This window comes from Arthrobacter sp. SDTb3-6, assembly GCF_013376095.1.
Taxonomy (GTDB): domain Bacteria; phylum Actinomycetota; class Actinomycetes; order Actinomycetales; family Micrococcaceae; genus Specibacter.
The window spans coordinates 50,419-62,524 of record NZ_JAAMFN010000019.1 but is presented as its reverse complement, the minus strand read 5'-3'; the positions used below and the strand labels follow the sequence as shown (position 1 = coordinate 62,524).

General features: G+C 62.7%; 12 protein-coding genes. 6 read left to right on the top strand and 6 right to left on the bottom strand.

Features of this window, described 5'->3' with window-relative positions; translation table 11 throughout:
* Positions 1-7 precede the first annotated feature (7 nt).
* The 6 genes from gyrB to dnaA form a co-directional block, all read right to left on the bottom strand.
* Positions 8-2,041, bottom strand: coding sequence for a DNA topoisomerase (ATP-hydrolyzing) subunit B (gyrB, locus tag G6035_RS10925; protein WP_256883055.1), 2,034 nt, complete (start codon positions 2,039-2,041; stop codon positions 8-10).
* Between the two features lie 407 nt (positions 2,042-2,448).
* Entirely contained in the window at positions 2,449-3,042 is a 594-nt protein-coding gene (locus G6035_RS10920; RefSeq protein ID WP_176617119.1) for a DUF721 domain-containing protein, read from the bottom strand.
* Positions 3,032-4,243 (bottom strand): DNA replication/repair protein RecF, encoded by a 1,212-nt coding sequence (recF, locus tag G6035_RS10915; protein ID WP_176617118.1) that lies wholly within the window; start codon positions 4,241-4,243, stop codon positions 3,032-3,034. Before recF ends, G6035_RS10920 begins: the two co-directional genes overlap by 11 nt.
* An 18-nt stretch (positions 4,244-4,261) precedes the next feature.
* Positions 4,262-5,149, bottom strand: coding sequence for a phosphogluconate dehydrogenase (NAD(+)-dependent, decarboxylating) (gene gnd, locus G6035_RS10910; protein WP_176617143.1), 888 nt, complete (start codon positions 5,147-5,149; stop codon positions 4,262-4,264).
* A 64-nt stretch (positions 5,150-5,213) separates the two neighbouring features.
* Entirely contained in the window at positions 5,214-6,338 is a 1,125-nt protein-coding gene (dnaN, locus tag G6035_RS10905) for a DNA polymerase III subunit beta (protein ID WP_176617117.1), read from the bottom strand.
* 437 nt (positions 6,339-6,775) lie between these two features.
* Positions 6,776-8,254 (bottom strand): chromosomal replication initiator protein DnaA, encoded by a 1,479-nt coding sequence (gene dnaA, locus G6035_RS10900; RefSeq protein ID WP_176617116.1) that lies wholly within the window; start codon positions 8,252-8,254, stop codon positions 6,776-6,778.
* 567 nt (positions 8,255-8,821) lie between these two features.
* Here dnaA and rpmH point away from each other — a divergent pair.
* From rpmH to rsmG, 6 genes are all read left to right on the top strand, one after another.
* Complete coding sequence (rpmH, locus tag G6035_RS10895) at positions 8,822-8,959, top strand: 50S ribosomal protein L34 (protein WP_113716382.1); 138 nt, start codon at positions 8,822-8,824, stop codon at positions 8,957-8,959.
* 77 nt (positions 8,960-9,036) lie between these two features.
* Positions 9,037-9,423 (top strand): ribonuclease P protein component, encoded by a 387-nt coding sequence (rnpA, locus tag G6035_RS10890; protein ID WP_218063123.1) that lies wholly within the window; start codon positions 9,037-9,039, stop codon positions 9,421-9,423.
* A gap of 14 nt (positions 9,424-9,437) precedes the next feature.
* Positions 9,438-9,842 carry a membrane protein insertion efficiency factor YidD gene (gene yidD, locus G6035_RS10885; RefSeq protein ID WP_371130973.1) on the top strand — a complete coding sequence of 135 codons (405 nt, stop codon included), beginning with the start codon at positions 9,438-9,440 and terminating at the stop codon, positions 9,840-9,842.
* Between the two features lie 9 nt (positions 9,843-9,851).
* Positions 9,852-10,814: a membrane protein insertase YidC gene (gene yidC / locus G6035_RS10880; protein ID WP_176617113.1), complete on the top strand. Its 963-nt coding sequence runs from the start codon at positions 9,852-9,854 to the stop codon at positions 10,812-10,814.
* Positions 10,814-11,344, top strand: a complete 531-nt coding sequence (locus tag G6035_RS10875) for a R3H domain-containing nucleic acid-binding protein (protein WP_176617112.1) — start codon at positions 10,814-10,816, stop codon at positions 11,342-11,344. The genes yidC and G6035_RS10875 overlap by 1 nt, the downstream gene beginning before the upstream one ends.
* An 83-nt stretch (positions 11,345-11,427) precedes the next feature.
* Positions 11,428-12,066 carry a 16S rRNA (guanine(527)-N(7))-methyltransferase RsmG gene (rsmG, locus tag G6035_RS10870; RefSeq protein WP_176617111.1) on the top strand — a complete coding sequence of 213 codons (639 nt, stop codon included), beginning with the start codon at positions 11,428-11,430 and terminating at the stop codon, positions 12,064-12,066.
* The last annotated feature ends 40 nt before the right edge of the window (positions 12,067-12,106 follow it).

Sequence of the window (12,106 nt, the reverse complement as noted above, 5' to 3'; positions counted from 1 at the left end):
CGAAGGCTCAAATATCGAGGAACCGGACGTCCTTGGCGTTTTGCTGAATAAAGTTTCGCCGCGACTCAACGTCTTCGCCCATAAGGATGGAGAAGATCTGGTCCGCCTCGGCCGCGTCGTCCATGGTGACCTGAAGCAGGGTGCGGTGGGCCGGGTCCATGGTGGTGTCCCACAGCTCCGTGTAGTCCATCTCGCCCAGGCCCTTGTAACGCTGGATGCCGTTGTCCTTGGGAATGCGGCGCCCGGCAGCGGCACCGGCAGCCAGTGCCGCGTCCCGCTCCTTGTCGCTGTAGACATAGTCGTGGGGGGCGTTGGACCACTTGATGCGGTACAGGGGCGGCTGCGCCAGGTACACATAGCCGCTCTCGATCAGGGGCCGCATGTAGCGGAACAGCAGGGTCAGCAGCAGCGTGGTGATGTGCTGGCCGTCCACGTCGGCATCGGCCATGAGCACAATCTTGTGGTACCGGGCCTTGTCGATGTCAAAGTCCTCACCGATCCCGGCGCCAAACGCCGTGATCATGGCCTGGACCTCGGCATTGCCCAACGCGCGGTCAAGGCGTGCCCGCTCCACGTTCAGGATCTTGCCGCGGAGGGGAAGGATGGCCTGCGTTGTTGGGTTCCGTCCGCGTACGGCCGAGCCGCCGGCGGAGTCACCCTCGACGATGTAGATCTCGGACAGGGCGGGGTCCTTCGACTGGCAGTCCTTGAGCTTGCCGGGCATTCCGCCGGATTCCAGCAGCCCTTTGCGGCGGGTGTTTTCGCGCGCCTTGCGGGCCGCCATGCGGGCCTGCGAAGCCTGGATGGCCTTGCGGATGATGTCACGGGCAGGGCCGGGGTTGCGTTCGAGCCAGTCGCCCAGGCCGTCGGTGACCACGCGCTGGACGAATCCCTTGACCTCGGAGTTGCCGAGCTTGGTCTTGGTCTGCCCTTCAAACTGCGGCTCCGAAAGCTTGACGGAGATGACCGCAGTCAGGCCCTCACGGATGTCGTCGCCGGTCAGGTTGTCATCCTTTTCCTTGATGATGCTTTTTTCCCGCGCGTAGCGGTTCATCAGGGACGTCATGGCGGCGCGGAAACCTTCTTCATGGGTTCCGCCCTCGTGGGTGTTGATGGTGTTGGCGTAGGTATGGACGCTTTCGGAGAAGGAGGTGGTCCACTGCAGAGCCAGTTCCACCGCCATGTGCCGGGCGATGTCCTCGGTTTCAAAGGCGATGACGTCCTCATGCACGGGTTCGTACTTTTTGGAGGAGTTGAGGTACTTCACGTAGTCCAGCAGACCGTCAACGTATCGGTACACCACCTCGCGCTTGCCGGTGGCAACGTCCTTCCCTTCGGGAATCGCGTCCAGGTCCGGGTCCTCGTCGACAACATCCGCCACCCGCTCATCGGTGAGCGTGATCTTCAAGCCCTTGTTGAGGAAGGCCATCTGCTGGAAGCGGGCACGCAGGGTTTCAAAGTCAAACTCGACGGATTCGAAGATTTCCGGATCCGGGTAGAACGTCTGGGTGGTGCCGGTCTCGGTGGTGGCCTCGCCCATCACCAAAGTGCCCTGCGGCTTGCCGCCGTCGGCAAAGCTCATGCGCCACACATGTCCCTGGCGGCGGATTTCCGTCTCCACCCGGCGGGAGAGCGCGTTGACCACGGAGATGCCCACACCGTGCAGGCCGCCGGAAACGGCATAGCCGCCGCCGCCAAACTTGCCCCCGGCGTGCAGGATCGTCATGACCACCTCAACAGTGGGCTTGTGTTCGGTCGGGTGCATGTCCACCGGAATGCCGCGGCCGTTGTCCACCACCCGGACGCCGCCGTCGGCGGTCAACGTGATTTCAATGTGGTCGCAGTAGCCGGCCAGGGCCTCGTCCACCGAGTTGTCCACCACCTCGTACACCAGGTGGTGGAGGCCGCGCAGCCCCGTGGACCCGATGTACATGCCAGGACGCTTCCGGACTGCTTCAAGGCCTTCGAGCACCGTGATGTCGCTGGCATCGTAATGGGGCTTGTTGTTGTCCGGGGATGCCTGGACTTCGACGGGTGCCACGGTTGCGGGCGCCTCCACGGCAACAGTCTCCACGGTGCCCGGGTTCTCCGGATTGTTCTCAGTCACAGGCGCGTTCGACCCCTTTAGATAGTTCGCTGGATTGCCGCCGAGGGATGTGGCACGGAAGACGGATGGCCCGTGCACCCTATTGCCCTCGGAAAGCTGGTCTTTACCGCTCCAACGGGTGCCACAAAACGTACCGTGGCGCCGCGGAGAGGCGGTCCTTGTTCCAATTCTACCTTGTGGGAGCGCCCAACCCGGCACAAACCTACCCTGGGACGCACGAAATACGCCCTGGAATCGAATGATTCCTCCGTGGATGAGGGGATATACGCCCGAAGGGGTTTCAATCGCCCTGCAGGGCCACTGGCAATTCCGGGACAATCCCGGAACCGGAGTGCCTGCGGCTATCCGTACGTGTCCCGCGGGCCCCGGCCCTTGACGTTGCGGTACCCCTTGCGCCAGCTGGGCGCCGCCGGGCCCAGGACAAGCAGCTTCGTAACGACGCCGGTGCCGAGTTCGGCATCAAACTTGGCCAGGAGTGAGGAGGAAAGCAGCCGCAGCTGCGTCGCCCAGCTGGTCGAGTCGCAGCGCACGTGCAGTGTCGTGACCTCAAAGCTTTCCGGCTGGCAGTGCGCGGCAATGTCAGGCCCGACCAGCGTGTCCCACTGCGCCATGACGGATCCCACCGCCAGCGGCGAGCTCCACCCGCGGTCTGAGACCAGCCGCCTGACCACCCGCCCCAGTCCCTGCGGGTCGCGGCCGCCGTCGAGCGAGTCCAGGAACGGTGCACGCTTGGACCGGGGCACGGATTTGGCTCCCAGGCGGCTGCGCGGGATCCTCAGTTCGCCGCGGCCCTTGGCGATGGCGCGCATCCTGTTCAGGGCCGCCTGCGCAGCATCCACCTCGGTGACATGGTCATTGGCCTGCTCCTCCAAGCGGCTTTTGCGTCCCGTTGCGTCGTCGCTGCCGCGGCTTTTTCCGGAACCCTCATTCACCATGGGGCACGGCGTCCCGGTTCGGGATGACTCCGCCGGGGATGACCTGGACCTGGGCCCCGGCCAGCTCCGCCGGAATGTCACCGGCGACGGCAGCGGTGACCAACACCTGTTCCGCACCGCCCACCATGGATGCCAGCTTGCGCCGGCGTTGGGCGTCAAGTTCGGCAAAGACGTCGTCAAGGATCAGGATGGGCTGGTTTCCGGGGATGGGCGAGTCTGCGTCCAGGACGTAAAAGGAGGCCAGCCGCAGGGAAAGCGCCACGGACCACGATTCCCCGTGCGACGCATAGCCGCGGGCCGGTGCCTGCCCCAGCAGCAATTCCAGCTCATCGCGGTGCGGACCCACGAGGGACATTCCCCGTTCCAGTTCCCGGGTGCGCGAGGCCGCCAGGGCCTGGATGTACCGGGCCGTGAGTTCCTCCACCGTACACAGGGAAAGGTCCTCCTCCCCGCCGGCATCGTACGGCGCTTCATCGTCGCCGGACGGATCCAGGCTGCTGCGGTAAACGGCGCGCAGCAGCTTCGAGCCGTCGGTCAGCCGGGCGTAGGACTCGGCCAGGTGCGGGCGCAGCAGGTCGACCAGTTCAAGCCGTGCCGCGAGCAGCTTCGCGGCAGCGGAGGCCAGGTGCGCATCCCACACGTCGAGGGTGGCCAGGTGTCCTTCGGTGACGCCGCTGCGGGAAAAATGCGCCGCCCGGGCGGACTTCAGGAGTGCATTGCGCTGCTTGAGGACCTTGTCGTAGTCCTGCCGGGTGGCGGCGTGCCGTGGCCTGAGGACCACCAGGAGTTCATCCAAAAAACGACGCCGGTTGGCCGGGTCCCCCTTGACCAGGGCCAGGTCCTCGGGGGCGAAAAGGACACTGCGGCAAATGCCTAACACGTCCCGGGCCCTGATGGGGTTGGCCCGGTTGATGCGTGCGCGGTTGGCCCGGGCGGCATTGATTTCCACCTCGATAACGACCTTTTGGGCACCCCGGACCAGCTGGGCGCGGACCAATGCCTGCTCGGCGCCGAAGCGCAGGAGCGGTCCGTCCGAGCTGACCCGGTGCGATGACAGGGTCGAGAGGTAGCCGATGGCCTCCACGAGATTGGTTTTGCCCAATCCGTTGGAACCGACCAGGACCGTCACCCCGGGCGCAAGCGCGAGGTCCACCTGGGCATAGCTGCGGAAATCGGTCAGTGAAAGTTGTTCAAGAAACACGCGTGCGGCTTGGGTGGTTCAGGAACCCGCCGGCTTGGTGGCGTGGCCGCCAAACTGGTGTCGCAGGGCCGAGACCATCTTCATGGCAGGGGAATTGTCTTCGCGGGAGGAGAACCGTGCAAACAGTGCGGCGGTGATGGCAGGCGCGGGCACTGCGTTGGCGATGGCTTCCTCCACAGTCCACCGGCCTTCGCCGGAATCCTCAACGTAGTCACCGATTGATTCCAGGCCGGGATCCTCATCCAGCGCCTTGACCATCAGGTCCAGCAGCCACGACCGGACCACTGTGCCTTTTTGCCAAGCGCGGAACGTGCCGGGAAGGTCGGTGATGATTTCCTTCTTGGCCAGCAGCTCATACCCTTCGGCATAGGCCTGCATGAGGCCGTATTCAATGCCGTTGTGCACCATTTTCGCGTAGTGTCCCGCACCCACGGCGCCCACGTGGACAAAGCTGTCCGCCCGGTCGCCTTCCGGCCGGAGGGCATCGAGCAGGGGCATCGCCCATTCCACGTGTTCAGCGGAACCGCCGGCCATCAGGCCGTAGCCATTTTTCAGTCCCCAGACGCCGCCGGACACGCCCACGTCCATGAAGCCGATGTTTTTTTCGTCCAGTTGGGTGTGGTGGCGTTGGTCCTCGGTGAACCGGGAGTTGCCGCCGTCGACGATCAGGTCGCCGGCCTCCATGTGCGAGGCGAGCTCGCGAATGACCGAATCCGTGATGTCGCCGGAGGGGACCATGACCCAGATCAGTCGCGGTGCCGGTACGGCCGCCACCAGGGCGGCCAGGTCCGCCACGTCCGTGACGTCGGCGTTGCGGTCGTATCCGGTGACCTCGATCCCCGCCCCACGCAGGCGTTCCCGCATGTTGAAGCCCATTTTTCCAAGTCCGACAAGTCCGACGTGCACGGCATTTCTCATTTCTGCTTGGGTGGCGTCCCGGTGTGGGTGGCGCGGGCGGGAGGGGAACTGGTTACTGGTTGGGCAGCCTCACGGGCATGACCAGGTACCGGTAGTCGTCGCGGTTTTCGCCGTCGATGTCGTCCTGGGCGGTGAGCATGGCAGGTTTGGGTGCCGAGGTGAAGGAAAAACGCACGTACTTGCTGTCAAAGGCGTTCAGGCCTTCGCTGAGGTAATGCGGGTTGAAGGCGACCGTGATTTCGTCCCCGACCAGGGAGGCTTCCAGGTTTTCGGAAGCCTGGGCATCCTCGCCTGTGCCTGCATCGAGTGTCAGTTGGCCGTCGGTGAAGATCAGCCGGACAGGCGTGTTGCGTTCAGCGACGAGGGAAACACGGCGGACTGCCTCAGCCAGCGCCGTGGTTTCCACGGTGGCGTGGATGGGCGTGTTTTCCGGGAAGAGGGAACGGATCTTGGGGTAGTCGCCGTCAACCAGCAGGGAGGTGGTGCGGCGTCCGCCGCTCTCAAAGCCGATCAATTCGCTGTTGTCTGACAAGGCGATGTTGAGCGTGCCCGAACCACCGAGGGTTTTGGCGACCTCGTTGAGTGTCTTTGCCTTCACCAGCGCACCGGTGGAGATTCCCGGGTTTGTCGGGCTCCAGTGGACTTCGCGCAGGGCGAGCCTGTAGCGGTCGGTGGCGAGCAAGGTGATCAGATCACCTTCAATTTCCATCTTCACGCCGGTGAGGATGGGGAGGGTGTCGTCCTTGCTGGAGGCAATGATCACCTGGGAAACGGCCTGGGCGAAGGCTTCTCCGTCCACGGTTCCGCTTAATTCCGGCAGGGCCGGCAGTTCCGGGTAGTCGTTGACCGGCATGGTGGCCAGGTGGAAACGGCTGCTGCGGCAGGTCAGGGTGACCTTGGAACCGTCGGTTTCGACATCGACAGGAGCGGACGGGAGGCTGCGGCAAATGTCGGCGAGGAGCCGGCCTGACACCAGGATCGTGCCTTCTTCGGCGATGTCGGCGGCGATTTCCAGGCGGGCTGAAATTTCGTAGTCGAAACTGGCCAGGCTCAAGGTGCCGGCTTCGGCCTTGAGGAGGAGCCCCGAGAGCACCGGAACCGGAGGCCTTGGCGACAGGGAACGTGCGGCCCAGCTGACTGCTTCGGTCAGAACATCGCGTTCGACTCGGAACTTCACGGAAGGGTGCCGCCTTTCATGGTGCGAAAAGTGTTGGGTGCCGGGTTGGCCGCTGTGGAATTACATGCTTGCAGACAGCTTAGCGCTTCGGACAGGCGATTCCGGCATTGCCCTGGCCCCGGTGCATCCCGGGTTGGGCAGAATCGGAAAATGTTGTTTGAAACGAAGAATTCTTGGGATTCGTAGTGTTAATAAGTCCTGTGGATACTGTGGATAACCCTGTCTTGCTGCGCGATTGCGGCGATCTGCCCTGTGCACAATGTGTGAGGATTTTCCGCTTTCGCTTGTGGGCGTCGGTGGAGAACTTTCCGCGCCAAATATGGGATCCACAGGGGACCCTGTAGTTATCCGCAAGGGACGGGCGGTTGTGCACTTAACTATCCACAGACTTATGTACAGCTGTTAATTACTGAAAATTTTCTCCCGCTGCGCGGGTTTCAGCCTTCGCGCTGTTGCTGCTTGATCTTGTTGGTCAGCTCGGTCACCTGGTTGTAGATGGCCCGCCGCTCTGCCATGAGTTCGCGAATTTTCCGGTCGGCGTGGATCACCGTGGTATGGTCGCGGCCGCCGAACTCCTGGCCAATCTTCGGCAGGGACATGTCCGTCAATTCCCGGCACAGGTACATGGCAATCTGCCGGGCGGTGACCAGGGTGCGGGTGCGGGACTTGCTGCACAGTTCTTCCATGGAAATGTTGAAGTAGGCGGCTGTCTGCCCCAGGATGGCCGTCGAGGTGATCTCCTGCGCGCCGTCGTCAGTGATCAGGTCCTTCAGGACCATCTCGGCCAGGCCCACGTCCACCGGCTGGCGGTTCAGGCTGGCGAAGGCAGTGACCCGAATCAATGCCCCCTCCAACTCGCGGATGTTGGTGGAGATCTTCGACGCGATGTACTCGAGGGCGTCGTCGGGGGCGGACAGGCCTTCTCCGATGGCCTTTTTTCGCAGGATCGCAATGCGGGTCTCCAGTTCCGGCGGCTGGACGTCGGTGAGCAGGCCCCACTCAAACCGTGAACGCATGCGCTCTTCAAACCCCTGCAACCGCTTGGGCGGAAGGTCAGAGGTGATGACCACCTGCTTGTTGTGGTTGTGCAGGGCGTTGAAGGTGTGGAAGAACTCTTCCTGCGTGGCGTCCTTGTTGGCAAGGAACTGGATGTCATCGATCAGCAGGATGTCCACGTTGCGGTACAGCTGCTTGAAGCTGGCACCCTCGTCGTCGCGGATGGAGTTGATGAAGTCGTTGGTGAATTCCTCGGAATTGACGTACCGGACACGGATGCCCGTGTAAAGGCGGCGGGCGTAGTGGCCAATGGCGTGGAGGAGGTGGGTCTTGCCCAGTCCCGAATCACCATAGATGAACAGCGGGTTGTAGGCCTTGGCCGGCGCTTCGGCCACCGCCACGGCCGCGGCGTGGGCGAAGCGGTTGGATGAGCCAATCACGAAGGAGTCAAAGATGTACTTGGGATTGAGGCGGCCAAATTCCTGTGAGGTGCTGGGGAGCATTGGGGAGGGCTTGGAAGCGTTTTCCCCGGGTTCATTACGTTCAATCCGGTTGCTGCGCTCAACATGTTCGTTGCGTTCGGGGCGGACGGGGGCAGGTGCTGCGGGGGTTTCCTCCACCTTGTCCAGCGGCACCAGGTCGGCATTGACACTGAAAGCGCAGCTGATCTCCTCCGGGAATACCTGCCGCAGTGCATCAACCAACGCCTTGCTCAGCTGGTTTTGGAGCACTTCGCGGGTCAACTCGTTGGGGACCGCCACCAGCAGCGTGTTTCCGATGAGACCCTGGGGCTGGGTGTGGACCACAAAGCCCCTCTGCCGGGGAGACACCCGTTCATCCTGTTCCAGGATTCGGATGACGCGCCGCCAGGAACTGCCGACGTCGTTGATCTCCTCAGTGTTGGTTCCCTCAGTGCTCATTGGTTGCCTTAGTGCTCATTGCTGGTTCCACCTCACTGCCGGCAGGATGCCCCGCCGGATTGTTATCTGTTCACACCCGCGTCTGAGTGACTTCGCTTACATTGCCGGGCCATGGCCGCCCGGTGCGGGGGAACGCCGTGCCCCGTCATCCACAGAGTTATTCACAGCCGTGGATAACTTGCCACGGGCCTAGCCTAAGGGATGAAAAGCCTTGAAGATAGCTGGGGGAACCGCCTGTGGATAAATATCACACGGCGGGGGCTGCGGGGCAGCGGTGTGCACAGTTTTTCCACGGGTTATCCACGGCTGGGTGCACAGGACCCCGCAGCCCGTGGGCAATGTCGGGCCATCACCGTGGAAAACGCGGCGGACTGCAGGCCGGCGCAGTTTGACTAGCGGGACGGCAATGACCTAACGTTGTGAAGTCCCATGTGTCTGCTTTGCGCATCTGCGCAGCTCCTTGAAGAAGGGGGTCAAGCGGGCATCCATATACTTAGCGTCGGCCTGTTCTTCCCCTTACTTAGCTTCGGGCAAGGCGCATCTTTAGATTGTCTTGGAGTAACTACCGTGAGCAAGCGGACTTTTCAGCCGAACAACCGCCGTCGTGCCAAGAAGCACGGCTTCCGCCTTCGCATGCGTACCCGTGCCGGCCGTGCCATCCTGGCTGCGCGCCGTGGCAAGGGCCGCGCCGAGCTGTCGGCATAAACCAATAACTGCTTGACGATCCGTCGAGCCTTAACGAAGCAGCGGTTGATCGCAGGGTGCTGGCCACCAGAAACAGAATGCGGACTTCCGCTGCCTTCTCACATACTGTACGTTCCGGCGTCCGCAACGGACGCCGGAACGTAGTGTTGTATGTGGTGTCCACCGCGTCCGGTGAGCCCAGCCAGGTTGGGTTCATCGTTTCGAAGGCCGTTGGGAACGCTGTGACCCGGAACCTCGTTAAGAGGAGACTAAGGGAAATAGCCGCTGAGACTGTTCGCCGCCATCCATGTGGGCTCAACGTTGTGGTGAGGGCCTTGCCGCCCGCCGCAGCTGCCACGTGGGGCGAACTCGTCAACGACTACCACAAGGCATTTTCCAAGGTGGCGCCCCGGCTTGCCGGGCAGCCAATGGAACAGCCGGCGGCCGGACAACGATGCCGCAGTGGACAAGGCCTGAAGGATTGAAGGAGAAGATGTCCGTGACCCAAGCCAGTCTTGACCGTCGCACATTGGACCTGCCCGCCGTCGTCGGACGGTTTCTTTGGCATCTTCCCCGCAACATCCTGATTGTTGTGCTGAAAACCTACCGGCGTTTCATCTCACCCGCTTATGGGCAGGTGTGCCGGTTTTTTCCATCCTGTTCGGCTTACGCCCTCGAGGCAGTGACCGTCCATGGCGCAGTCAAGGGCAGTTGGTATGCAGCCCGGCGCGTAGCCCGGTGCCATCCCTGGAACGCCGGCGGCCTTGATCCGGTCCCTTCCCCGGTCCATGTCCATTGGGATGAGCCGTCTTCGGTCCCCCTCATTGTCCAACTGAACCATCCGGATTATTTCCTGGCGGCTCAAGCGGAGACACAAAGCCGCACGTCGGCTTCAGGAGAATAGAAAAGAAATATGGATTTCCTCCAGACGATTCTGACGCCCTTTGAGTGGCTAGTGTCCATGATCATGGTGCTCTTCCATGATGGGCTGACGTTCCTCGGGCTGCCTGCCGCGTCCGGTATCACCTGGACCCTTTCCATCATCGGCCTGGTGCTGGTGATCCGTGCCGCGCTGATTCCTGTCTTCGTCAAGCAGATCAAGGCGCAGCGCGGAATGCAGGCGTTGCAGCCGGACATGAAAAAGCTGCAGGCCAAGTACAAGGGCAAGACGGACCAGCTCTCCCGCCAGGCCATGGCGCAGGAGCAGATGGCGCTGTACAAGGAGCACGGCACCAACCCGTTCTCTGCCTGCCTGCCCATGCTGATCCAGATGCCGTTCTTCTTCTCGCTGTTCCGCGTCCTCTCCGGAGTGTCCAAGGCCAACGCCAACGGCACCGGCATTGGGGCCATGAGCCCGCACCAGGTTGCCCAGTTCGACCACGCCACCATCTTTGGCGCCCCGCTCTCGGCGGCATTCCTGCCCCAGCTCCAGGGTGGCGACCTGAGGGTCTCCGTGGTGGTGCTGTCGCTGATCATGATCATTGCCATGATTGCCTCGCAGTTCATCACGCAGAAGCAGATCATGACCAAGAACATGTCTGAAGAAGCCATGCAGGGCCCGTTCATGAAGCAGCAGAAGATGATGCTGTACGTGCTGCCCCTGGTCTTTGGCATCGGCGGCGTGAACTTCCCCATCGGTGTCCTGATCTACTGGACGACCACGAACATTTGGACCATGGGCCAGCAGTTCTTCGTGATCCGCCGGATGCCCACGCCGGGATCGCCCGCCTACAAGGAGTACCAGAAGCGCAGGGAGGCCAAGGGCCTGCCGCTGCTGGGCGCCTCCAAGAAGGCCGTGGTTCCCGAAGTTGAAGAACTCCCCGATCCCAAGGGACAGCGCAACCAGCCACAACGGAAGAACAGGAAGAAGAAATAATGCCTGCTGAAACTGAGATTGCCGCCGAAGAAGTTCCCGTCCAGGACGGCACCGCCGGAGCAACCCGCCTCGAAGAAGAGGGCGACATTGCCGCGGACTATCTGGAGGAACTGCTGGACATCGCCGACATAGACGGTGACATTGACATTGAGGTCCGCAACGGACGCACCTACATTTCCATCATCTCCGATGAGGAATCCGATGCCCTGAACAGCCTCGTGGGCCGCGACGGGGAGGTGCTGGATGCGCTCCAGGAACTCACCCGGCTGAGTGTCCTTTCTGCTACGGACAGCCGTTCGCGCCTGATCCTGGACATCGCCGGGTACCGTGAACAGCGCAACGCCGAGCTGTTGGACATTGCCAAGGACGCGGCGGAAAAGATCAAGGATGGCAGCCCTTCCGTTGCCCTCGCACCCATGGGCGCCTACGAACGGAAGATTGTCCACGACGCCGTCGCCGGGCTGGGCCTAGAGTCCGAGTCGGAGGGCGAAGGCGCTGACCGCCACATCGTCGTCACGACCGCGCAGTAATTCACACGTCATCGAAACCAATATGGTCCCGTTCACCTGCCCCAGGGCAAGTGGACGGGACCGCTTGCGAGGGGACACCCGTTGTGGAAGATCTGACTGCTGAAGAAGCCGTTGCCGCCGAACAGATTTTTGGTCGCCGGCTTGGGCTGGCGAAGCGCTATGTGGAGCACCTGGCCACTTCCGGCATTGAACGCGGACTGATCGGCCCGAGGGAGGTTCCCCGGCTGTGGAGCCGGCATGTGCTCAACTGTGCCGTCGTGGCCGAGTTGATTGACGACGGCGCCAAGGTCGCCGATGTGGGGAGCGGCGCCGGCCTGCCGGGCCTTTGCCTGGCCATCGCCCGTCCTGACCTGTACCTGACGCTGATCGAGCCCCTGGAGCGCCGGGTGGTGTGGCTGGAGGAAGTTGTCACCGACCTCGGGCTGGACAACGTGGAGATCATTCGTGCCAGGGCTGAGCAGGCCGTGGACAAGGTGGAGTGCGAGGTGGTCACGGCCCGGGCGGTTTCGGCCCTGAACACCCTGGCGCCGCTGACCATTCCGCTGCTTGGCGGGCAGGGTGAACTGTTGGCCATCAAGGGGCGCAGCGCGGGGGAAGAGATCGCCAAGGCCGCCAAGGTGATCAAGAAGCTGGGCGGAGTGCAGACCGACGTGCTGGTTGCCGGCGCGGCGATACTTGCCGAACCAACAACGGTGGTCCGCGTGAAGGTGGAGCGACGCTGATCCGCCGTGGTCACTGGCGGAACCGATAGTCTAGTGAGTG

Excerpts from the sequence above, each read along its gene's own strand:
- G6035_RS10920 (WP_176617119.1), bottom strand. The coding sequence starts at position 3,042 with ATGGTGAATGAGGGTTCCGGAAAAAGCCGCGGCAGCGACGACGCAACG.
- dnaA (WP_176617116.1), bottom strand. The coding sequence starts at position 8,254 with ATGAGCACTGAGGGAACCAACACTGAGGAGATCAACGACGTCGGCAGT.
- rnpA (WP_218063123.1), top strand. The coding sequence starts at position 9,037 with ATGCGGACTTCCGCTGCCTTCTCACATACTGTACGTTCCGGCGTCCGC.
- yidC (WP_176617113.1), top strand. The coding sequence starts at position 9,852 with ATGGATTTCCTCCAGACGATTCTGACGCCCTTTGAGTGGCTAGTGTCC.
- G6035_RS10875 (WP_176617112.1), top strand. The coding sequence starts at position 10,814 with ATGCCTGCTGAAACTGAGATTGCCGCCGAAGAAGTTCCCGTCCAGGAC.